The organism is Streptomyces sp. RKAG293 (assembly GCF_023701745.1).
Classification (GTDB): Bacteria; Actinomycetota; Actinomycetes; order Streptomycetales; family Streptomycetaceae; genus Actinacidiphila.
Genome location: NZ_JAJOZB010000001.1, coordinates 7,383,867 through 7,403,968 on the forward strand (window position 1 = coordinate 7,383,867; position 20,102 = coordinate 7,403,968).

20 protein-coding genes and 2 pseudogenes are annotated in these 20,102 nt (G+C 68.8%); 9 read left to right on the forward strand and 13 right to left on the reverse strand.

Annotated features, from left to right (window positions below; genetic code table 11):
* Positions 1 to 173: 173 nt before the first annotated feature.
* The 3 genes from LNW72_RS32750 (at position 174) to LNW72_RS32760 (ending at position 2,424) form a co-directional block, all read left to right on the forward strand.
* A complete protein-coding gene (locus LNW72_RS32750) occupies positions 174 to 371 on the forward strand; it encodes a hypothetical protein (RefSeq protein WP_250978670.1) in 198 nt (65 codons plus the stop codon).
* A 240-nt stretch (positions 372 to 611) separates the two neighbouring features.
* Positions 612 to 1,022, forward strand: a complete 411-nt coding sequence (locus LNW72_RS32755) for a pyridoxamine 5'-phosphate oxidase family protein (RefSeq protein WP_250978671.1) — start codon at positions 612 to 614, stop codon at positions 1,020 to 1,022.
* Positions 1,023 to 1,209: 187 nt separating this feature from the next.
* Entirely contained in the window at positions 1,210 to 2,424 is a 1,215-nt protein-coding gene (locus tag LNW72_RS32760) for a pyridoxal phosphate-dependent aminotransferase (RefSeq protein ID WP_250980408.1), read from the forward strand.
* A gap of 16 nt (positions 2,425 to 2,440) precedes the next feature.
* Here LNW72_RS32760 and LNW72_RS32765 read toward each other — a convergent pair whose 3' ends face one another.
* The 6 genes from LNW72_RS32765 to LNW72_RS32790 form a co-directional block, all read right to left on the reverse strand.
* A complete protein-coding gene (locus LNW72_RS32765) occupies positions 2,441 to 2,854 on the reverse strand; it encodes an anti-sigma factor antagonist (protein WP_250978672.1) in 414 nt (137 codons plus the stop codon).
* 47 nt (positions 2,855 to 2,901) lie between these two features.
* On the reverse strand, positions 2,902 to 3,282 hold the full coding sequence (locus tag LNW72_RS32770; RefSeq protein ID WP_138351967.1) for an ATP-binding protein: 381 nt from the start codon (positions 3,280 to 3,282) through the stop codon (positions 2,902 to 2,904).
* A gap of 32 nt (positions 3,283 to 3,314) precedes the next feature.
* On the reverse strand, positions 3,315 to 3,764 hold the full coding sequence (locus tag LNW72_RS32775) for a pyridoxamine 5'-phosphate oxidase family protein (RefSeq protein ID WP_250978673.1): 450 nt from the start codon (positions 3,762 to 3,764) through the stop codon (positions 3,315 to 3,317).
* Positions 3,761 to 5,416 (reverse strand): SulP family inorganic anion transporter, encoded by a 1,656-nt coding sequence (locus LNW72_RS32780; RefSeq protein WP_250980409.1) that lies wholly within the window; start codon positions 5,414 to 5,416, stop codon positions 3,761 to 3,763. Before LNW72_RS32780 ends, LNW72_RS32775 begins: the two co-directional genes overlap by 4 nt.
* 68 nt (positions 5,417 to 5,484) lie before the next feature.
* The gene (locus tag LNW72_RS32785; RefSeq protein ID WP_250978674.1) at positions 5,485 to 5,826 is read right to left on the reverse strand and encodes a metalloregulator ArsR/SmtB family transcription factor; all 342 of its coding nucleotides are present in this window, start codon (positions 5,824 to 5,826) and stop codon (positions 5,485 to 5,487) included.
* Between the two features lie 233 nt (positions 5,827 to 6,059).
* Positions 6,060 to 6,929: a universal stress protein gene (locus LNW72_RS32790; protein WP_250978675.1), complete on the reverse strand. Its 870-nt coding sequence runs from the start codon at positions 6,927 to 6,929 to the stop codon at positions 6,060 to 6,062.
* Positions 6,930 to 7,646: 717 nt separating this feature from the next.
* Here LNW72_RS32790 and LNW72_RS32795 point away from each other — a divergent pair.
* Positions 7,647 to 7,790, forward strand: a complete 144-nt coding sequence (locus tag LNW72_RS32795) for a hypothetical protein (RefSeq protein ID WP_250978676.1) — start codon at positions 7,647 to 7,649, stop codon at positions 7,788 to 7,790.
* Here the strand turns inward: LNW72_RS32795 and LNW72_RS32800 are convergent.
* The 4 genes and pseudogenes from LNW72_RS32800 to LNW72_RS32815 form a co-directional block, all read right to left on the reverse strand.
* Positions 7,777 to 8,262 (reverse strand): general stress protein, encoded by a 486-nt coding sequence (locus LNW72_RS32800; RefSeq protein ID WP_250978677.1) that lies wholly within the window; start codon positions 8,260 to 8,262, stop codon positions 7,777 to 7,779. The genes LNW72_RS32795 and LNW72_RS32800 overlap by 14 nt on opposite strands.
* 117 nt (positions 8,263 to 8,379) lie before the next feature.
* Positions 8,380 to 8,835 carry a universal stress protein gene (locus LNW72_RS32805; RefSeq protein WP_250978678.1) on the reverse strand — a complete coding sequence of 152 codons (456 nt, stop codon included), beginning with the start codon at positions 8,833 to 8,835 and terminating at the stop codon, positions 8,380 to 8,382.
* Between the two features lie 50 nt (positions 8,836 to 8,885).
* Positions 8,886 to 9,065 (reverse strand): annotated as a pseudogene (locus tag LNW72_RS32810) (DUF5133 domain-containing protein); the annotation flags it as partial.
* A gap of 254 nt (positions 9,066 to 9,319) precedes the next feature.
* Positions 9,320 to 10,177, reverse strand: a complete 858-nt coding sequence (locus LNW72_RS32815; RefSeq protein ID WP_250978679.1) for a universal stress protein — start codon at positions 10,175 to 10,177, stop codon at positions 9,320 to 9,322.
* A gap of 366 nt (positions 10,178 to 10,543) precedes the next feature.
* Between LNW72_RS32815 and LNW72_RS32820 the strand changes: the two genes are divergently transcribed.
* Positions 10,544 to 12,259, forward strand: coding sequence for a GAF domain-containing sensor histidine kinase (locus LNW72_RS32820; RefSeq protein WP_250978680.1), 1,716 nt, complete (start codon positions 10,544 to 10,546; stop codon positions 12,257 to 12,259).
* A gap of 33 nt (positions 12,260 to 12,292) precedes the next feature.
* Here the strand turns inward: LNW72_RS32820 and LNW72_RS32825 are convergent, their stop codons facing one another.
* On the reverse strand, positions 12,293 to 12,751 hold the full coding sequence (locus tag LNW72_RS32825; protein WP_250978681.1) for a pyridoxamine 5'-phosphate oxidase family protein: 459 nt from the start codon (positions 12,749 to 12,751) through the stop codon (positions 12,293 to 12,295).
* 331 nt (positions 12,752 to 13,082) lie between these two features.
* Here LNW72_RS32825 and LNW72_RS32830 point away from each other — a divergent pair, with 331 nt between their 5' ends.
* From LNW72_RS32830 to LNW72_RS41335, 4 genes and pseudogenes are all read left to right on the forward strand, one after another.
* Positions 13,083 to 13,985: a universal stress protein gene (locus tag LNW72_RS32830; RefSeq protein WP_308402152.1), complete on the forward strand. Its 903-nt coding sequence runs from the start codon at positions 13,083 to 13,085 to the stop codon at positions 13,983 to 13,985.
* Positions 13,986 to 14,200: 215 nt separating this feature from the next.
* Positions 14,201 to 15,781 (forward strand): annotated as a pseudogene (locus LNW72_RS32835) (oleate hydratase); the annotation flags it as partial.
* A gap of 209 nt (positions 15,782 to 15,990) precedes the next feature.
* Positions 15,991 to 16,440 carry an STAS domain-containing protein gene (locus LNW72_RS32840; protein ID WP_250978684.1) on the forward strand — a complete coding sequence of 150 codons (450 nt, stop codon included), beginning with the start codon at positions 15,991 to 15,993 and terminating at the stop codon, positions 16,438 to 16,440.
* Between the two features lie 728 nt (positions 16,441 to 17,168).
* Positions 17,169 to 17,303 (forward strand): hypothetical protein, encoded by a 135-nt coding sequence (locus LNW72_RS41335; RefSeq protein WP_285369850.1) that lies wholly within the window; start codon positions 17,169 to 17,171, stop codon positions 17,301 to 17,303.
* 336 nt (positions 17,304 to 17,639) lie between these two features.
* Here the strand turns inward: LNW72_RS41335 and LNW72_RS32845 are convergent, their stop codons facing one another.
* The gene (locus LNW72_RS32845; RefSeq protein WP_250978685.1) at positions 17,640 to 19,355 is read right to left on the reverse strand and encodes a sulfate permease; all 1,716 of its coding nucleotides are present in this window, start codon (positions 19,353 to 19,355) and stop codon (positions 17,640 to 17,642) included.
* A 154-nt stretch (positions 19,356 to 19,509) separates the two neighbouring features.
* Positions 19,510 to 19,950, reverse strand: coding sequence for an Hsp20/alpha crystallin family protein (locus LNW72_RS32850; RefSeq protein ID WP_250978686.1), 441 nt, complete (start codon positions 19,948 to 19,950; stop codon positions 19,510 to 19,512).
* Between the last annotated feature and the right edge of the window lie 152 nt (positions 19,951 to 20,102).

Below are 20,102 nucleotides of genomic sequence, written 5' to 3' on the forward strand. Positions count from 1 at the left end.
TCCATTCTTCATAGTTGCCAATCTTAGCAAGTGCTAAGGTTGTCATCTAGTGGCCGCTCCGAGGCCCTGACATCCGGAGCGGCCACTTCACCGACTGCACAGGTGCGCCGCTGGCTGTTGCCGGTCCGTCGTTCCCCGTACCGGGTGTGGGCGGAAAACAAGGGGAGTTGCTGATGGGTGAGGGATTCAGGGCCGCTCTGCAGCGGCAGGCCGCCACGCTGTGTCAGGCGCTGGCCGATGCCGCCGAGGCGGGAGACGTCTGGATGGTCGCCGTTTACTCGGTGGACCTGGAGGAACTGCAGCGGCTGGGACGGGCGCACGATGTCGAATTGCCGGTCCCGGTGCGGCCTGTCGCAGCGAGGCAGAGGTGATCTTGACGTCGTGCCGCGGCCCGGGCTCCTCCTGCCACACGCCGCGGATCCCCGTGCCGGGGCCCGGGGCGAGGGGATCTGGCGCCGAGCCATGGCGTGGGCTCGTACGCGACAGCAGGCGCGGGTATTCGGCCCGGCCTGATCCACCGCAGGCGACCCGGCCGTAGGAGCTCGCCCGCGCGTCTTTGCGGCCTCGGCCGCCCCATGCCCACAGAGCGCTTCCCACATTGGAGCCCACCGATGATGCAAGCCCTGCCCAGCCTCCTTCCCGTCTCTGCGGACATGGCCCGGTCCCTGCTGGCGTCCGACAGGGCCGGCCGGCTGACACGCTGCGATCCTGCCCTGGCGGCCATCCCTGTCCAGCATCACCTGCTCGACGACGGACAGCTCATCCTGCGCGCGCAACGGCCCGCCCCCGTATCCCGGTTCGCCTTCCCCCGGCAGCTCACCTATCAGGTCGACCAGATCAACATGCGGGACCACACCGGATGGACCGTCATCGTCACCGGTCTCGCCGACCAGATCACCGGCACCCGCCTGAGGCACTACCGGGCCCGACTGGGTGCCACAGCAACGGTGCACGCCGAGCACTTCCTGCTCATCCACCCCCGGAGCATCACGGGCTACCGCCTCACCCGCGACGCCTGGTGACGGGCGCACTCCGGGCGCTGCACCGGTCAGCAGAGTCCAACAGCGGGAATGCCCGATGACCCAGCCCCCTGCCCCAACGCGACCCGAGTACGGCCTTGAGGTGACGTTCCGCTGTCCGGCGTCCTCCACTGCGACCTGTCCACGGGTATCCGTGACCTGACCGTCGATTACCCGTAAGGCGATGCGCATGCAGGTGACCCAGTCCGCCAAGCTGGCGAATGTCTGTTACGACATTCGCGGGCCGGTGCTCGACGAGGCGATGCGACTGGAGGCCGCGGGGCACCCCGTCGTGAAACTCAACACCGGCAACCCGGCGGCCTTCGGCTTCGAGGCCCCGCCGGAGATCCTGAAGGAGATCCTCGGCAACCTCGCTGACGCCCACGGCTACGGGGATGCCAAGGGCCTGCCCGCCGCGCGCCGCGCGGTCGTGGAGCACTACCGGGAGCGAGGAATCGAGGATCTGACGGCGGAGGACGTCTACCTCGGCAACGGCGCCTCCGAACTCATCCAGATGGCCCTGCAGGCCCTGCTCAACGATGGGGACCAGGTACTGGTCCCCGCCCCGGACTACCCGCTGTGGACCGCGGCGGTGTCACTGGCCGGCGGCACCGCCGTGCACTATCGATGCGACGAACAAGCCGACTGGTTCCCCGACCTGGCCGACATCGAGGCCAAAGTCACCGATCGCACCCGCGCCCTCGTCATCATCAACCCCAACAACCCCACCGGTGCGGTCTACAACGACGAACTCCTGCGCGGCCTGGTCGACATCGCCCGCCGCCACCACCTCATCGTGTATTCCGACGAGATCTACGACAAGATCCTCTACGACGACGCGACCCACACCTGCACCGCATCCCTCGCCCCGGACCTGCTCTGCCTGACCTTCAACGGGCTGTCCAAGGCGTACCGCGTGGCCGGCTTCCGCTCCGGCTGGATGGCGATCAGCGGCCCCCAAGCCCACGCCGCCAGCTACGTCGAGGGCCTCAACATCCTGGCCAACATGCGGTTGTGCGCCAATGTGCCCGCCCAGCACGCCATCGCCGCCGCCCTCGGCGGCCCGCAGTCGATCGGCGGCCTTCTGCTGCCCGGCGGACGGCTGCGGGAGCAGCGCGACATCGCCTGGAGACTCCTCAACGACATCCCCGGCGTCTCCTGCGTCAAGCCGCGCGGCGCCCTGTACGCCTTCCCCCGCCTGGACCCCAAGGTCTACAGGATCAAGGACGATGCCCTGATGGTCCTGGACCTGCTCAGGGCCCAGCACATCCTGGTGGTTCAGGGAACGGGCTTCAACTGGTCCGAGCCCGACCACTTCCGGCTCGTCACGCTGCCGCGCGCCGCTGATCTGGCCGACGCGGTGACCCGCATCGGCACCTTCCTGGACGGATACAGCCAGCCCTGACAAGCCGGCCCGTGGATCAGGCCGTGGCCGGCACTCCGTTGTTCGGCCAACCGGTGGTCCTCCACTCCTGCTGGCCGCTCGGGTCCTCTGCAGACACCTGATGCGCGGTCAGAGCCGCAGCCAGGTCGTAGTGGATGGTCACCGGCGGATGCGAATCGGCGGGGACGACCAGCCCGTCCGCAGGGATCGCCGCGAGTTCCAGCGGCCGGCCGACGGCAGCGAGGCGGCGGGCCGCTTCGGTCACGGCCTCCTGCCCCGCTGCTGACCATCCCTGCAGGAGAGCCAGGTCGAGAATCACGGGGCCGGCGCCTCGCGCCTGCACCCAGCCCACCGCTCCGCCGAAACGTGAGACGGAGTCAGCGCCCAGGAAGCCGGAGACGGACAGGAGCCCCAGACCGTCGAGGGTGGTGTAGTGCCATTGGATCGTCATGTCAGTCTCGCGCTTTCTTCTGCGATGTGACCGCTGCGGGCGGGCTTCTACAGCGGCAGGGTGATCCACATGTTCTTCCCGCCTCCGTCGGCGTCGGGCCGCACCGTGCAGGTGCCCCCGAGTTCGGCGGTCAGCTCGGCGATCATCGCCAGGCCACCACCGGCGACGGCGAACTCGACCAGGTCCGGCTGATGGGGATGGCGGTCGTGGACCGCGAAGGCCAGAACATCCGCCCCGGCCGCGTACGTGACGGTGGCCTGCGGGGACGCCGTAGCGGCGTGCCGGACACTGTTCGCGACCAGTTCGCTCAGGATGAGCAGTGCGGGTCCCATGACCGGGTGGGCCCGGTTGATGCCCCAGGCGCGGTAGACGTCTTCGGCGGTCTCACGCGCCCGGGCCACCGCACCGGGCGCCATGGGAACGGTCATCACGTGCCGGTGATGCAAGTCAGCGATCCGGGTCACGAACCGTTCGACCTTCCTGAACCGGCAATCTCCGCAGCGGCGGCGGTAGCAGCGGCAAGCCGATAGCCGCGAACGGTTTGCGGGCTGATGTGGGCGAGCGTGTCATGCGGACCGAAGACCCAGCCGGGGAGCGTACGGCGGTAGTGTGCGGCCTCGTTGACGTCAACGATCAGCCCGACCGGTCCGGTGACGCTGATCGACCACCCGCTGCGCCGTGCCGCATCGATCTCCTCGGCGTTGTACGTCACAACGGCTGGTCCCGCGAGGGCGCCTTCGGGCGCCGGGACGCGGACGATCAGACGACCGTTCTCCAGGACATGGACCGCCGGCCGCACCTGGGTCAGCCCGCGTTGGACGAACACCAGACGGCCACCGGTGGTGCCTCTGAGCAGCCACAGGGCTTCGGGCCCCATCATTTCCGTCATTCTGCGGGTCGTGGAGGTCATCCGGCCGGCTCCTCGGTAGGGACTTTGGCGGCTTGCGCGGGAATCGCCAGAACTCCCGTGCGCTGCAGGTGGGTTCGGGCCGCGCGGATCGCCTCCGGCGTGGTGCTGAAGACTCTGCCGTCGGCGTACAAGGGATCCAGCACACCGAGCGCGTCCAGAGCCTGCCGCTGGCCGGGCTGGATGCCCGATGCCATCACGGTGATCCCGCGACGGCTCAGCTTGTGCACCGCGTCCTTGAGGACCAGTGCCCCTGTGGCGTCCAGGGCGGTGATCCGTGACAGTCGCAGGATCACCACCCGCACATCGGCGACATCGGTCAGCTCCAGCAGGAAGCGGTGCGCGGCGGCGAAGAACAGCGGTCCCTCGATCCGGTACGCCACGATGTGCTCGGCCAGCAGTTCATGCTCCTCGACGCTGTGGTCGCCCGCCGGGTCGTGCTCCAACGGGACCCGGTCCAACCGGGCGTGCTGGGCGACCGCGCGCAGGGCGACCACCGCCGCGACCACCAGCCCCAGGACAACTGCGTACACGAGGTCGAGTGCCAGTGTCGCCAGCGCGGTGAGGATCAGGACGAGCGCATCACCCCGCGTGGCACGGACCATCGCCCGCAGCGAACCGACCTCGATCATCCGGATCGCGGTGGCCAGCAGCACCCCCGCCAGCGCGGCCAACGGGATCCGGGCCACCAGCGGCGCCGCCGCGAACACGATCGCCGCCAGGACCACGGCGTGGGTGAGTGCGGCAAGCCGGGAACCCGCCCCGGAGCGCACGTTGACCGCGGTGCGCGCGATGGCCGCCGTCGCGGGGACTCCGCCGAACAGCGGTGCGGCCAGGTTGGCCAGGCCCTGCCCGAACAGTTCACGGTCCGGATCGTGTTTCTGCCCCACCGTCATGCCGTCGGCCACGGTCGCCGACAGCAGCGACTCCAGCGCGGCGAGCGCGGCCACCGCGATCGCGGGAGCCAGCAGCGAGGACACCGTGGACAGGTCCAGGAATCCGAGCGAGGGCGCAGGAAGGCCGGCCGGCAGATGCCCGATCCGAGTCACGTCGAAGTGGGCGGCTTGTGCCGCGAGGGTCGCTGCGATGACCCCGACGATGGAGAACGGCACCGTCGGACGCCAACGGGCACCGGCCAGCATCAGCGTCGCTACACCGGCCGACAGGCCGACGGCCGTCCAGTTCGGATGCGCCGCGAATTCCTCCACCGCGCGCCACGCCACGACCAGAACCTTCTCGCCCTTCGGCGTGGCCACACCCAGGGCGGCCGGCACCTGCTGCAGTCCGATCACGCAGGCGATCCCCAGCGTGAAACCCTCCACGACCGGCGCCGGAACGTACTTCATGTACCGCCCGGCTTTCGCCACAGCCAGTGCGATGAGGATGAGCCCGGCCATCAGCCCGACAGTGAGCACCCCGCCCGGCCCGTACCGGGCCACGATCGGCACCAGCACCACGGTCATCGCCCCGGTGGGCCCGGACACCTGCAGATTCGACCCGCCGAACACGGCCGCCACCGCGCCGGCCACCACAGCGGTGGCCAGCCCCGCCTCCGCGCCGAGCCCGGACGAGACCCCGAACCCCAAAGCCAGCGGCAACGCCACGATCGCCACCGTCAGCCCGGCCAGCAGATCCCGGCGCGGCTGCCGTCGCATCCCGGAGAAGTCCGCCCGGATCGGAAGCAGCGAGCGGATCGAACCCCAGAAATCGTGCAGCACCGTACTCACCGGGAGACGACCTCGTTCTTCCGCAGCTCGGCAAGAAGCTCGTTCTGACCGGTGAGGACCTGCGCGAGGATGGTGCGCGCCACGGACATCAACACCGCCACGTCCCCGCCGGCCAGCGCGTACACCACGGTCGAACCGTCCCGGCTGGACGTGACGATCCCGGACCGCCGCAGCACGGCGAGCTGCTGCGACAGACTCGACGGCTCCACCTCGATCGCCGTCAGCAGCTTCCGGACCGGTACGGGCCCGTCCTGCAGCAGCTCCAGCACCCGGATCCGCACCGGATGCGCGAGCATCCGGAAGAAGTCTGCCTTGGCCTGATACAGCGGAACCGCCACAGCGCGCCCTCCTCATCGCCGGCTCCCACCGGACTGGGCTTCGTCCTGTGCCATCGATGACTGCAGACACAGCACTCACAGCATGTAATGAATTGCCATTTTTTGCAATTCTATCAAAGCGCATGAGGATGTCGGAGCTGGAGGGCGACCAGCCGCAGCGCACACCGGTTGTGAGCTCAACGGCCTGGGCCGTGGACGCACCGCCTCCGTTCGGGGGCTGTGCTCCCGTGTTGTCAGTCGTGGGCGATGACGGCGACAGGCGCGGTGGCGTGGTGCAGTACGGCGTGGGCGACCGGCCCGAGATGGGCGCCCAGGGGTGAGCGGCGCAGATGCCGGCCGACGATGACGAGGTCGGCGCCCACCGAGGCCTGGACCAGTCGGCTGCCTGCGGGTCCCATGAATGCCTGGGAGTCGGCGCGAACGGAGGGGAACTCGTCGCGCCACGGCTTCAGCATGTCGTCCAGCATCTGCGTGACACTCCGGCCGATGTCCCGTTCGTTGTCGGGGTCGAAGAAGGGGATGTACTCGTAGGCGGGAGGGAGCTTCCAGCCATGCACGGCCCGCAGGGCGCACTTGCGGCGGGCGGCTTCCTCGAAGGCGAAGGAGAGGAGTTTGTCGGCGGCTTCGTGGATGTCCACGCCCACGACGATCTCGCCGTAACCGGCGGGCTCCGTGTCCCCGGTTTCCCGCAGTGGCCGCACGAGGGCCACCGGGGTTTCCGTGGCCGCGAGCGTCGACATGCCCACCGAACCGACGAAGAAGCCGACCAGACTGCCCAGGCCGCGGGAGCCGAGGACGAGCAGCCCTGCGTCGGTGGCCTCGGCTGCCAGGGCTGCGGCCGGCCTGCCGGAGAGACAGCGGATGGTGATCTCCAGGCCCGGGTACCGGCGGCGCACGGCCTCCGAAGCCTCGGTGAGCGCCTCGTCGGCCCAACGGTCGGCGCTCTCCCTGCCCAACCGCGGAATGGCAGGGCTCATGGGCCATTCGACCGCGTGGACGAGTCGCAACGGGACCTCCCGCAAGGACGCCTCCCTGGCACCCCATATGGCTGCTGCCCGGCTCTCGAGTGACCCGTCGATGCCGACGGTCACATGGTGTTTCATGGCGGGAACCTCCTGGGGGCACGTTCCCGCGGTAGCTGGTGGAGCCGCGGGTCTGCGGTCTTTGAGAGTGGCCCGGGAAACGGAAGCGGAGGAGGGGCCAAACGGCCCCTGGCCGGACCGACCAGCCCCCCGCCCACCCGGGACGCGAGATCCACGCACTCCGCACGCAGCAGCACGCTGTTGAGGAGGGTGTACACGGGGACTCTTGGCCCACGTCTGAGACCTGAACGGCCCTCCGCGTGGAGAGTCCGTTGCGGCAGCGTGAGAGCTGGACCCTTGGTGGTTCTCGGTGAGGAGGAACCATGGAAGGCACCACGAGCGGCTCCGAAGTCGGCTCCGTCATCGTCGGCGTCGCTGTTCCTCCGCGGCACGACACGCAGCACGTTGACGCCACTTCCCGCAGCATCACGCTGCACCAGACCGCATCGGAAGTCCTCAGAGTGTCCGCCGCCTGGAGCCGGGAGCGCTACCCCGGGATCGATCCGGCCGTGGATCTGATCGATGGGTTCCCCACCCCGGTGATCGGCCGAATGTCCGGGCAGGCTCGCATGATCGTGCTGGGCTCGCGTCGCCTGAGTCGTACCTCGGAGTTCTTTCGAAGAGGCCGATCTCAGAGGAGCCGGTCTGCGCGCGATCTCGGTATGGCAGCAGCCGCCGATCTTCACGCTCCGCGGCCAGGAGGACGCACTGCAGGCTCAGCGACGGATGCTGTCCGAGATGACGGCCGGCTTTTCGCAGCAGTACCCGGACGTCGCGCTGAAGCACGAGGTACTGACCGGCCACCCGGTGGAGGAACTCGCAGGCGCCGCCGAACACGCACTGGCCGTGGTCTCGGCCTGCCGGGTGCTCACCGGGTGCTGAGTACTGATCGTGCGTGATCGCCGTGCGACGCCATGACCAGTACTTGATAGCGGCTGGGAATGACGGCGCTTCTGGACGTGAAATCCCGGCGTCCCGCGGTCATCGCGAACTGGAACAGCGCGAAGATCCCGCCGAACAGCACGCCCCAGCTCAGGCCCCAGGCCATGGCCTTCCAGAAGGCTGTCGTGCTCAGGATGCTCAGCAGCAGGCCGACGAAGACTCCGAACCATGCGCCGCTCGTGGCTCCGTAGAGCAGGGCGCGCCCCCAGTTCAGCCGCCCGGTGATCTGCTCCACCATCCGGAGATCGCTTCCGACGATCTGGGTGGTCTCCACTTCGAATTCGTGGTCGGCGAGGTAGTCGACGACGCTCTGCGCCTCGTCGTAGGTCGCGAAGGAGCCGAGTGATACCTGCTCGCCCGGATGCCGTTCGACGGGTCCCCGTCCTGCTTTCACTGCTGTCGTGTTCATCATGGCTGCCTCCCGGCATGATCGATGGTGTACGGATCCGATGGCGCTGGTGTGGCGATGGGTTGGGGCCGACCAAGCTCTCTTTCGCGGGGCGGTACGGAGGAGCCGGCCGGCAGGTCCTCATTCAGGAACGACGACGACCGGGCACGGTGCGTGCTGGACGCAGTGCCGGCTGACCGAGCCGAGGAGGATCCCGGCGAAGGTGCCGTGTCCCCGGCTGCCCACGGTCAGCAACTGAGCTCCCGCTGCTGCCGCCAGCAGGACCTCTGCGGGATGGCCTTCCACCACACGGGCCAGCACTTCGACCGGCCGGTCGAGGCGCTCCGATGCGGTGGCGACGACCTCGTCGAGGTTCTTCTGGATGCTGGCGGCGATGTCACCGAGGTCGATGACGCCGGGGACCCACCCGTAGCTGTACGCGTACATGTCGGGGTTCTGCCATGTGGTGATGGCTTCGACTGTGGCGTCGGTCAGCTGCGCGTAGGCCATCGCCCAACGCAGTGCTGAGGTGGAACACTCCGACCCGTCCACCCCGACGACCACACGTCGGGCGGGTCCCTGGGTCTGCTTCGGCATGTCGATCTCCTGAGATTGGTTCGCTGCCGGCTTTTCGAGCCGACCGCGCTCTACGGGGACGGGCTGAGGGACTGCCGCCTTGATGGGACCACCGCGGGTGTTCGGGGGACGGACGGCATCGACCGGGTCTGCGTGCGTGCGGCGACGAGCGCCGCGTCGATGTCACGTGCACCGGTGGAGACGCACAACGTGTGCGAAACGTCCTGGAGTTGCGGTGAATGTCCCGGATGGTAGTGGCGCTGTGAGCGAGTGCCTCTCGCTCTGCGTCTCGGCCCAACTCAACTATGTGCAGCTGCTGTTGTTCTGCCTCCAGCGTGCTCTGCCGTCCCCGGATGCGTGAGGGGCCGAAGGTCCCGCTGAACGCCGAATGGTCCTTGTAGATCAGTCTGAGAAGGGGACCGCGTCGGTGCACCCGGCAGGGGCGGAACGGGCACCGGGCTGCCGAACGGCCCTGGCGCAAGGCGATTGCCTCCGGCGGCGGGGGTCAGCGAGCGGGCACGATCGCCACCGGGCAGGGGGCATGGTGCAGCATGGCGTGGTTCACCGAACCGAGTTGGAGGCCCGGATGCTCGTGCCGGCGGCGTGCGCCGAGTACCAGGAGGTCTGCTCCGGCGGCCGCACGCAGCAAGCTGGAGGCAGACCTGCCCTGCACGGCATTGCGCCGTACTCGCAGACCGCTGACTCCCGTCTCGGGAAGGGGCACGGCGCCCAGCAGGTTCTGTGCGCGGTCGGCTGCCGCACCGGCGTCCATCACCACTGACACCCCCGACATGTCGATCTCGGGGCGCCAGGCGTGCACGAGCTCCAGATCGGCATGTCCCGCCGCCGCTTCCTCGACCGCGAACTCCGCCGCCGCTGAAACATCGTGCGAGCCCACACCCAGCACCACACGGCCGCGCCCGACCTCCGCGGGTTCACGTTCACCGCGTACCACCACGACGGGGTACGCGGCCCTCGCGGCGACCCGCAGGCTCACCGAGCCGAGCAGCAACCCGGGGAATCCGCCGCGGCCACGCGTTCCCAGCACCAGCAGCGGGGAGTAGCGCTGCAGGCTCAGCAGCGCGGACAGGGCGTCTTCGGCGAGCAGTTCGGTGTCCACCGCTACGCCGGGCCGGCGCGCTGACGCCCGCTCGGCCGCGGAGTCCAGGACCTCCTCGATTGCCTTACGCTCGGGCGCGAGTTCCATGTCGTCCACGGTTCGCTGTTCGAACTGTTCCCAGGCAGAAGCGTGGACGAGCCGCAGCCCCACTCCGCGGCGGAAGGCGTCGTCCACCGCCCAGTCCACGGCTCGCAGACTTTCCGGAGAGCCGTCAACGGCCGCCACCACGCATGCAATGCTCATGATCTTCTCCACACCTCGACAGGCCGATTCCGGCCATGCGTGCGACGACTGCCGACTGGTTGCTCGACTCGATCCGTCGGCGCATGCGAAACCGCACCTTTGGTCAGTTCACACGCGGTGTGCCGCACGCGGTAGGGCCGGTCGGCCCCGCTCGCCCGCGCAGTAGGCCCCTTGCATGGGCCGGTGCCCGACCCCGGGACGAGCGGTCAGTGTGCGGGGGTCACCGCCGGTTGCCGGTGTCCCTTCCTGTTCCCCCGGAGCTTCCAGGAAGGGACGAAGGGCTCCTTGCGGTGATTAAGGGGCGAGTACGGTGGAAGGAGCTGAGAGACCGACTCCATCCCGTCACGTGCACCTGGAGGCATATCGGTGGGTAACGGCGACGAGGGCACCGGGCAGTCTCCTCAACTGCGGCTCGATGAGCTTCTCGAGGAGTTGCAGAGCCGGCTGGACGTGGCGCGCGGCACCCGGGACCAGGTCCGCGGCCTGTTGGAGGCGGTGCTCTCCGTCGGGCGTGAGCTGGATCTGGAGCAGGTGCTGCGCAATATCGTCGAGGCGGCGGCCGTGCTGGTGAAGGCCGAGTACGCGGCGCTGGGCGTGATCGGGCCGGACGGCGAGCGGCTCGCCGAGTTCCTGACGGTCGGTTTCACGCCCGAGCAGATCACGGCGATCGGCGCCTACCCGTCGGGGCACGGAATCCTGGGTGTGCTGATCCGCGATCCGCACCCGTTGCGGCTGCCGCGGATCTCCGATCACCCGTCCTCGTACGGTTTTCCGCCGAACCACCCGCCGATGGACTCCTTCCTGGGGGTACCGATCCGGGTGCGCGACCACGTCTTCGGCAATCTGTACCTGACGGAGAAGCGCGGCGGTGGGCAGTTCGACGCCGAGGACGAGTCCGTCCTGGCCACGCTGGCTGTGGCCGCCGGGGTGGCGATCGACAACGCGCGGCTGTACGAGGAGTCCAGGCGGCGCGAGCGGTGGCTTCAGGCCAACGCGGAGATCACCCACACGCTCATGGCCGGCAGTCCGCGCAGCGCGGTCATCAGCCTCATCGCCGAACGCGCCCGCGAGATCACCGGCGCGGAGCTGGCCCTCGTCGCGCTGCCGGTCCCGGACCCGTTGATGCTCTCGGTCGAGTTGGCCATCGGACGCGACGCGGAAGCGATTCGCGGTCTGATGGTGCCGATCGAGGGCAGTCTGGTGGGTGCGGCCTACGCTGTAGGAAAGCCTCTGACCAGCGCAGACATCAACACTGACGAGCGGATTACCGTGGATTTGCCCCGCATCGCAGGGCTGGAGGCCGCGGTGGCGGTTCCCATCGGCATCGGGGACGGGCTGCGCGGTGTGCTGCTGTTGGCCCGCGGGTCCACACGAACAGCTTTTGTCGAGGAGGAGATCGAGCCCCTGCAAGGGTTCGCCGGGCAGGCGGCGGTGGCGATGGAGCTGGCCGAACGGCGTACCGACGCCGAGCAGATCGCGCTGCTGGAGGACCGGGACCGGATCGCCCGCGATCTGCACGACCTCGCGATCCAGCGCCTCTTCGCCACCGGGATGACGCTGCAGAGCGCGGGCCGCTTCATCGAGCACCCCGAGGCCTCGGAGCGGGTCCGGCGCGCTGTCGACGATCTGGACGAGACCATCAAGATCATCCGATCGACCATCTTCGGTCTGCGGTCCCGTGAGACCGGCGCTGAGCACACCCTCCGGGCCCGTACGGTGCGGGCCGCCTCCGATGCCTCCGCCGTCCTCGGCTTCACTCCGAGCGTGCGGATGGAAGGGCTGCTCGACACCCAGGTGCCGCGGGAGGTCGCCGACCATGTGCTGGCCGTGCTCACGGAGTCACTGACCAACGTCGCCAAGCACGCCCACGCCACCCGGGCGCAGGTGGCCCTGGAGACCGACGGCCGGCACGTCGTCCTCACGACGACCGACAACGGCGTCGGGCTCCCGGCGGAACGGAACGGCAACGGCCTGCGGAACATGCGGGAGCGCGCCCTGCAGCTGGGCGGGGACATGGAGCTGATGTGCCCGCCGGACGGCGGAACGACCCTTGTCTGGCACACGCCAGTACCGAGGGGATAGCCGGTTCGGGGCGGGTGCATTCCGGATTCGTTGTCAGGGCATGTCGGCGGCGGACAGTTTCACCTGCTCCGCCGGAACGTAGCCATTTCCGTCCACGACGCGCCCTGCGACGAGTTCGGGTTCGACATGGATGAAGACTCCGTCATCCGTCTCCAGCCACGGCCGCGGACCGCTCGACCGCAACCGCGCGTCCTTGACCGGGTTGGTGACGACGGAGGCCCGGCCGGTGACCACCACACTCCAACCGGTGTGGCCCGCCTCGTCGAAGTGGTCCGCCTCGAACGCGACCACCGCACCCTGGACCGCGCGGGCCATGTGCGAGGCGGCGGACGCCTGGAACAGCACGGCACCGTCCGGGTCCAGGAGGAAGTGCACCGGCAGAATCGTGGGCAGGGCATCCTCGGTGTAGATGACCCGGCCGATCGTCACCAGAGACAGCAGACGCAGACTCTCCCGGCGATCCAGCTCCCGGAAACCGTTGTGTCGGTGCATCGCTCACTCCTCAGTAGCGTCGGTGGAAGAGATGATGGGCCCCTCGGACCTCTGCTGTCGATCGTGATCGACTCCTTTCAACACCGGAGCGCCGGGGTCGGCGGACCTGCTCCATTCCAGCGTGAAGGCCGTGAACCCGCGGGGGGAGGGGCCGCAGGGCCCTGTCAAGGGCCCGACCGGCCCCCATGATCCCGGTGATCACGCGCCAGAAGGCGGCGGGTAAGGCCGATCGGCCCCGGAGCGGGCCGTGCGGCCCCTGTACCGGGCGTGTGGAGAGCCGGAGGCTGCTGTCGAACGAGTTCACCGGAACTCTCTTCTGGAGGTAGCTCTCGTGTCCGCTCCCATTGCCGTCGGCCTGGACGGCTCCCCTGAAAGCATGGCCGGCGCTCGCTGGGCAGCCCGTGACGCGCTGCGCAGGAACCTGCCGGTGCGGCTCGTCCATGTCTGGAACTGGCATCCCCATCCCGGTGAGACATCTGACGGCTTGGAAGCACAACGCCACTGGGCCCAGCGGATACCGCGCGAGGCCGCCGCTGAGCTCACCCGGCAGTACCCCGCGTTGGAGATCGTCATCGACCAGGTGGGAGGGCAACCCGCGGCTGTTCTTCCGGTCGTCGCGGAAGAGGCCGAACTCCTGGTCCTCGGGTCCCCCCGGATCAAGGGTATTTCGGGCTTCCTCATTGGATCAGCATCGCTGGCAACGGTCGCCTGCGCCGAGCGGCCGGTGGTTCTCGTACGAGCCGGTGAGAGCGCAGAGGACGAACATCAACCCGACAAGGCCGGGCTTCCGTCGACCGACACTCCGTACCGCGATGTGGTTCTCGGCCTCGATCTCGCGCGGCCATGCGACGAGCTGCTGGAGTTCGCCTTCGATGCCGCGCTGCAACGCTCCGCGGGGCTGCGCGTCATCCATTGCTGGAAGATGCCGTCGGCCTACAAGTACCGCGACGCAACGGTCGGCAGCACTCCGGAATCCGCTCTCGCAGCTCAACAGGCGCATGCCCTGACCGAGATGCTGCGTCCCTGGCGGGACAAGTATCCCGCCGTCGAGGTCATGGCGGAGTCCGTGCCGGGAAGGCCTGCCGAACACCTGGTGACAGCCTCTGCGGACTCGTCACTTCTGGTCGTCGGCCGGCGCACCAGCCATTCACCGATCGGCAGGCACATCGGCCCCATCACCCTGGCCGTGCTCCACCACAGTTCGGCACCGGTCGCGGTGGTACCGCACGCCTGAGCGGCCCTGGCGCGAGCGGGCTCGGCTCCGGGCCCTGCAGCCCGATCTCCTGAGCACCGTTGGGCCGGTCGGACGGGCCGGGGTCACCAATAGGCCCTGGCCGCAGCATTGATCACCGCGAAGAGTGGTGATCCCGGGGGACGAGCCGCCGGCGGCCCGCAGCAGATGGCGTTTCGGCCGGTGACAGCTGTGGGCGCACTGACGATGAAGAGGAGCATGTTGTGGCCAAGGCATATCTTGTGGGGAGCGGTATCGCCGCACTGTCGGCCGCCGCTTTCCTGATCCGCGACGGCGGATTCGCGGGCCGTGACATCCATCTGCTGGAGGAGCAGGAGGTGATCGGTGGCAGCCTGGATGCGGCGGGCACCGTGGAGACCGGGTACTCGATGCGGGGCGGCCGGATGTTCGAGGGCCAGTTCCGCTGTACCTACGATCTGCTGTCGTCCATCCCCTCCATCGACGACCCGTCGAAGTCGGTCACCGAGGACACCTTCGCCGCTCACGCCGCCTTTCCCTGGGACGATGCGGCCCGCCTGGTCGACGGCGACGGGAAGATCATCGATGTCCGGTCCATGGGCTTCTCCGAACGCGACCGCCTCGAACTGGTCGCCTGCATGGCCACACCTGAGCACTTCCTGAACCGAAAGCGGATCTCCGACTGCTTCGGCGAAGCGTTCTTCACCACCAACTTCTGGTACATGTGGTGCACGACCTTCGCGTTCGAGCCGTGGCACAGTGCCATCGAGTTCCGCCGCTACCTCAACCGCTTCGTCCACCTGTTCCCGACTTTCGGCTCCATGTCGGGGATCTACCGGACCCGGTACAACCAGTACGACTCCATCGTGCGTCCGCTGCAGAAGTGGCTGGACGACCAAGGGGTGACCATCCGCACGGGGTGCCTGGTCACCGACCTGGCGTTCGCACCGGGTGAGGCGACCACCGTCGAGCGGATCCTGTACACCCGCGGTGGCCTCAGAGAAGACATCCACGTAGCGCCCGACGACCTCGTTCTCGTCACCAACGGATCCATGACCGCCAATTCCAGTCTGGGGTCCGACACCACGGCCCCGATACCCGTCACTGCCGCCTCCGAACAGCCGGGTTCCTGGCGGCTGTGGCAGTGGCTGGCCCGAGGACGCGACGACTTCGGCAACCCTCACGTCTTCGACCGGAGCGTGAAGGACTCCACTTGGGAATCCTTCACGGTCACCTGCAAGGACCCGCTGTTCGTCGAGCTGATGGAGGCGCTGAGCGGGCGCGAGGCCGGCGAGGGCGGTCTGATGACCTTCCCGTCCTCCAGCTGGCTGCTCACCATCGTGCTGAACCACCAGCCGGTGTACCGCGAGCAGCCCGACGGCGTCACGGTCTGGTGGGGCTACGGGCTCTTCCCGGATCGCCCCGGTGACTACGTCGGCAAGCCGATGACCGACTGCACAGGACAGGAGATCCTGCGCGAGGTCCTGCACCACCTGAAGTTCGAAGCGAACCTGGACCGGATCGCGGAGACCTCGACCGTCATCCCGTGCCTGATGCCCTACATCACGAGCCAGTTCCTGGTCCGTGAGCACGGTGACCGGCCGCAGGTGGTGCCGAAGGGCTCCACCAACCTGGCCTTCATCGGCCAGTTCGCCGAGGTTCCCGACGACGTGGTGTTCACGGTGGAGTACTCGGTACGCACCGCCTGGACCGCCGTCGACACCCTCCTCAAGCTCGGCAACGAGCCGCCGCCGGTCTACAAGGGCCAACGCGACCCGCGGGTGCTCATGAACGCCCTGACCACGATGCATCAGCGGTAATGCTCCCAACCGGTCTGCGGCCTGCCGCAGACCGGGCCTGCGTATCTCAGAGGCGAATCAATTGCGTTCCGCGGCCCGTATCGCAGGTTGCTGGAGCGGCTCTCTCGCCCGCCGATCCCGAAGTACGGATGTACCGGAAGTGCCAGGCGGGTCCGGGGTTCCGGCTCCACCGGGGCACTGGACCGGCCGGTCTGTGGAACCGAGGCATCATGCCCGTCCCGTCCCTGCTCAATGTCCATCGTCACGACGACGGGAGCCGGACGCTGATCGCCGTTGCCGGCGACATCGACCTTGACTCTGCTCCTCTGCTGCGCGCGTCGTTGGAGCAGTGCCTGCTCGACGGTATCCGCACCATCGACGTCGATCTGAGCGCCGTCACGTTCTGCGACTGCACTGGGCTGAACCTCTTCTTGTCCGCCCGCCGGCGCACTGCCGCTGCCGGCGGGGCCTTGTGCCTGCACCACCCCAGTGAGGCCGTGGCCCGGCTCTTCGCCCTGACCGGCCTCACCTCTCTTCTCCTGACACCGCTCGTCGGTCTCGTTCCGCCGCTTGTTTCGGTCCCGCACGGTCGGTCCTTGCGTCCGGTCGCGTTGTACGAGGCGACGTGTCAGCTTGCTGACGTAGCGCCTGTTGCCCCTGCGTGGTGTGGCGTGAGGTAGGAGCCAGGACAGGCGCGATTGAGCCATTGATTCCTCGACGGCCAGCACGATGAGAGTAAAATGGGGCTTCGACGTCCCGGACCCCGACGTGTTCACTGTTCAGCAGCACGCTGGACGCGACCGCATCCGGGAGCCATACGTGAACGCGATAGCCCAACCGCCCATTGACTCCCCCAACCTGCCGGTCAGCGCGAGGCGCCGTGGCGAGGCGTCGTCGGTGGACGAGAGCCGGCCGACCGTTCCCCGGGTGAAGTCCCCGAGGGATCCTGCCCATCGGCGGGACGAGGAACTCATTGCGCGCAGACGTGCGGTCTTCGCATGGTGCGACTGCCACTTGATGGCACTGTGCGGTCTCGTTCCGCCTTCGGCGGATCACCCAGGTGTCATCGCCTCGGCATGGGCCGACCTGCTCGCCGATTCACCGGACCGGGTCCTTCGGCGGCTCCGACAGGATCAGAGCCATGACACCGGTTCCACATCCCACCACAGCTGTCCTCAGGACGCGTCTCCCGTGGACCGGATCGAGCTCGCCCTCGACCTCTTGGGGGACCGATCCTGCGCCCGGACCTCCACGATCCTGGGACAGTCCGAGCACACCGTCTCCGCCCGCCTGTCCTCCGGGCTGTGGGTACTGCTGGCACCCTGCGGCTGCCGGGCTGTCCGCGGCGTGTAACCGGGGGCGCTCGCCGGCCCTCGCACTTTCAGGGCACCGGCCGAGCCTGCGGGGGTTGAGCTGCACCGCAGTCCGCGCGTCCGCGCACGCGGGACTGGTCGTGTTGGGACGCGGACCGGACGGGCTCGGCCCGGTGGGACACGCGGTCGCCGAGTTCGCGGAGAGCCCGGTGGCGTTCGTTCCGGTCTGACGCACGCCGCCGGTGACAGGACCGGGTCGATGAGGAAACGCGGCACGGCACTGAGGCGACGAGACCGTGCAGGGAACCCGGCGACGGTGGCGTTGGCGCTCCGATCCGCTACGGCGCCGCTCGGACATGATCGACGGATGAGTGAATCTGGTGACGCCGGAGACAGCGGGTCTCCGCGCTCATGTGCGGTCGCCAGGTGGCGTCACTCACTCTTGCCAAGGCCTCCCCGCCGGTCCTCGAGGGCGCGCACGATCCAACGGCGCTGGTCCGCGGAGTGGTCGGAGCGGCCTCCTGACAACCCTGCCGCAAAACTCCCGCTGCCCGTAGTGCTCCTTCTCAAGGAGCGCTTGCCGGGCGGTGCTTCGCGAGCCAGTCCTCATAGGCCGCCACGGCAGTGGGCAACGTGGCGAAGATCCTTTCCGGGCCGATCGCCTCGGTCAGCCCGTATGCGTCCAGGTCATCGCGCAGTTCTTGCTTCACGCGGGCCAGAGCGAACACGATGCCGCGCCGGCCGAGTTCCTTCCGCAGGGACTCGACCGCGTCCAGTGCGGTGATGTCGACCTCGACATTGGCTTCCGCGTTGAGGACGAACCAGGCCACCGGCCCTGGGCGTTCGTCGACGGCGGACAGAGCGCGGCGGCGGAAGTTCTCGGCGTTGGCGAAGAAGAGTGGTGAGTCGTAGCGGTAGACGATCAGCCCGGTGATCGTACGAGCCTGCGGATAGTCGTCGACATCATGCATCCCGGCCATCCCTGGGACCCGCCCCTCGATCGCGTCGTGCGGACGGGCCACCCGGGCCAGCATCTCGGCGACGGAGAGGCCGACGGCGACCAGCACGCCGTAGAGGATGCCCAGGGTCAGAACGCCGACGAGGCAGCCGAGTGCCAGCAACAGCTCTCTGCGGCGGAACGCGGCCAGCCGCCGGAAACCGGGCAGGTCGATCAGCCGCAGAGCGGCATAGACGACGATGGCGCCCAGCACGGCCCCCGGGATGTGGGCCAGCAGCGGGCTCGCGACGAGCAGCACGGCGAGCACGGCCCCGAGCGCCACGAGAGAGTACGCCTGCGTGCGACTGCCCGCCGCGTCGGCGAGCGCCGTACGGCTGGCGCTGCTGCTCACCGGGAAGCCGTGCAGGGCTCCGGCGCCGAGGTTCGCGGCGCCCAGTGCCAGCAGCTCCTGGTTGGCGTCGAGCCGGTGACCGCCATCGTGGGTCGCGAAGGCCCGGGCGGTGAGGATGACGTCCGTGTAGCCGACCAGCAGGACGCCGAGCGCGGGCAGCATCAGCTGTGGCAGATCGCCCGGGTCCGGCAGTGCGGGCCGGGGCAACCCCGAGGGGATGGCGCCGATGACGGTGATTCCGTGGTGCTCCAGCCCGAAGGCGGCGACAACGGCGGTTCCCAGGACGACGAGGAGCAGCGGCCCTGGTAGGCGGCGGAAGTACCTCTGCACTGCGAAGAGGAAGACGAGGGCTACTCCGGTGAAGGCCAGCGTGACCAGATGGGCCTGCGGAAGGTGCCGGGCGAAGAAGAACAGCTGTGGGAAGAACTCCGTCCCGTGCACGGGCACGCCGGTCAGCCGGGGCAGCTGGTCCACGATCATGATCAGGGCCACGCCCGCCATGTAGCCGACGAGAACCGGCCGGGACAGCAGATCGGCGACGAAGCCCAACCGCGCCGCCCAGGCGACGAGGCAGAGCAGCCCGACCGCGACCGCGAGAGCGGCGGACAGAACCGCGTACCGGGCCGGGTCCCCGGCGGCGAGCGGTCCGATGACGGTGGCGGTCATCAGTGCGGTGGTGGACTCCGGCCCGACCGACAGTTTGCGGGAGGAGCCCAGCAGCGCGTAGAGCAACAGCGGCAGCACGATGGCCCACAGGCCGGCGACCGGTGGCAGTCCTGCCAGCCCCGCATACGCCATCACCTGAGGAATCAGGTAAGCCGCTGCGGTCGCCCCTGCCAACAGGTCGCCGCGCAGCCAGGCCCGCCGGTAGCCGGACAGCACGACAAGCCCCGGCAGCAAGTGCCTGCCGGCCTCGGCCACCCGGGCACGCAAGTCCCCCTGCTCTGGTGGATGGTCGCCGCCTGCGGATCCTGGCGTGGGACGGGTATCTCTGGGAGCGTGCGGCCGCCCCGACCGCGGACCGGAGTCGCGCGTTCGGGGCGGCCGTCGTCCCTTGTTCCGGCCGTGCCTAGGAATCACTGGGTTCTCACGCGTCGGCGCGCTGCACCTTGATGGTGCGCGCCCCCGTCTTCGGCTCTGCGACCGGGACGTTCACGGTCAGGACGCCGTCCTTGTAGTCGGCCGTGGTCTCGTCCGCCCGGGCGCTCGCGGGCAGCCGGACGGAGCGGGCGAACGTGCCGTAACGGAACTCCGAGTGGTGCTTGGCCTCGGTCTTTTCCGCGCGCTCGGCGCGAATCGTCAGCACATCACCGTCGATGCTGATCTCAACGTCCTGGTCCGGGTCGATTCCGGGCAGCTCGGCCTTCACGACGTACGTGCCATCGGCCAGCTGCTGCTCGATGCGGATGCCGTGCAGTCCGGGCACGTTCCGCATGCCCGGAACGGCGCGAATGCCGGCTTCGATCCAGTCGAACAGTTCCGGCAGCGGCGGCAGCCATCCGTGGCGCCGTTCCAGCTTCGCACTCATCGCTTCCTTCTCGCGTCGAACGTTCACGGACTGTCGGGTGCGATTCCAGGATCCTGTTCCCTGCTGTACCGCATCAGGGGCCGTACGGCCCACACATGACCGGCCGTACGGGCCCCGAATGACCCTTCCGGCCCCGGGCGGAGGGCTCGCGA

Bases quoted from the DNA above. Each gene is read 5' to 3' on its own strand.
- LNW72_RS32775 (WP_250978673.1), bottom strand. From the start codon at position 3,764: ATGACCTCCACGACCCGCAGAATGACGGAAATGATGGGGCCCGAAGCC.
- LNW72_RS32770 (WP_138351967.1), bottom strand. From the start codon at position 3,282: ATGACCGTTCCCATGGCGCCCGGTGCGGTGGCCCGGGCGCGTGAGACC.
- LNW72_RS32795 (WP_250978676.1), top strand. From the start codon at position 7,647: ATGACGGCCGGCTTTTCGCAGCAGTACCCGGACGTCGCGCTGAAGCAC.
- LNW72_RS32800 (WP_250978677.1), bottom strand. From the start codon at position 8,262: ATGATGAACACGACAGCAGTGAAAGCAGGACGGGGACCCGTCGAACGG.
- LNW72_RS32760 (WP_250980408.1), top strand. From the start codon at position 1,210: ATGCAGGTGACCCAGTCCGCCAAGCTGGCGAATGTCTGTTACGACATT.
- LNW72_RS32750 (WP_250978670.1), top strand. From the start codon at position 174: ATGGGTGAGGGATTCAGGGCCGCTCTGCAGCGGCAGGCCGCCACGCTG.
- LNW72_RS32765 (WP_250978672.1), bottom strand. From the start codon at position 2,854: ATGACGATCCAATGGCACTACACCACCCTCGACGGTCTGGGGCTCCTG.
- LNW72_RS32780 (WP_250980409.1), bottom strand. From the start codon at position 5,416: ATGCGACGGCAGCCGCGCCGGGATCTGCTGGCCGGGCTGACGGTGGCG.
- LNW72_RS32790 (WP_250978675.1), bottom strand. From the start codon at position 6,929: ATGAAACACCATGTGACCGTCGGCATCGACGGGTCACTCGAGAGCCGG.
- LNW72_RS32755 (WP_250978671.1), top strand. From the start codon at position 612: ATGATGCAAGCCCTGCCCAGCCTCCTTCCCGTCTCTGCGGACATGGCC.
- LNW72_RS32815 (WP_250978679.1), bottom strand. From the start codon at position 10,177: ATGAGCATTGCATGCGTGGTGGCGGCCGTTGACGGCTCTCCGGAAAGT.
- LNW72_RS32805 (WP_250978678.1), bottom strand. From the start codon at position 8,835: ATGCCGAAGCAGACCCAGGGACCCGCCCGACGTGTGGTCGTCGGGGTG.
- LNW72_RS32840 (WP_250978684.1), top strand. From the start codon at position 15,991: ATGCCCGTCCCGTCCCTGCTCAATGTCCATCGTCACGACGACGGGAGC.
- LNW72_RS32850 (WP_250978686.1), bottom strand. From the start codon at position 19,950: ATGAGTGCGAAGCTGGAACGGCGCCACGGATGGCTGCCGCCGCTGCCG.
- LNW72_RS32825 (WP_250978681.1), bottom strand. From the start codon at position 12,751: ATGCACCGACACAACGGTTTCCGGGAGCTGGATCGCCGGGAGAGTCTG.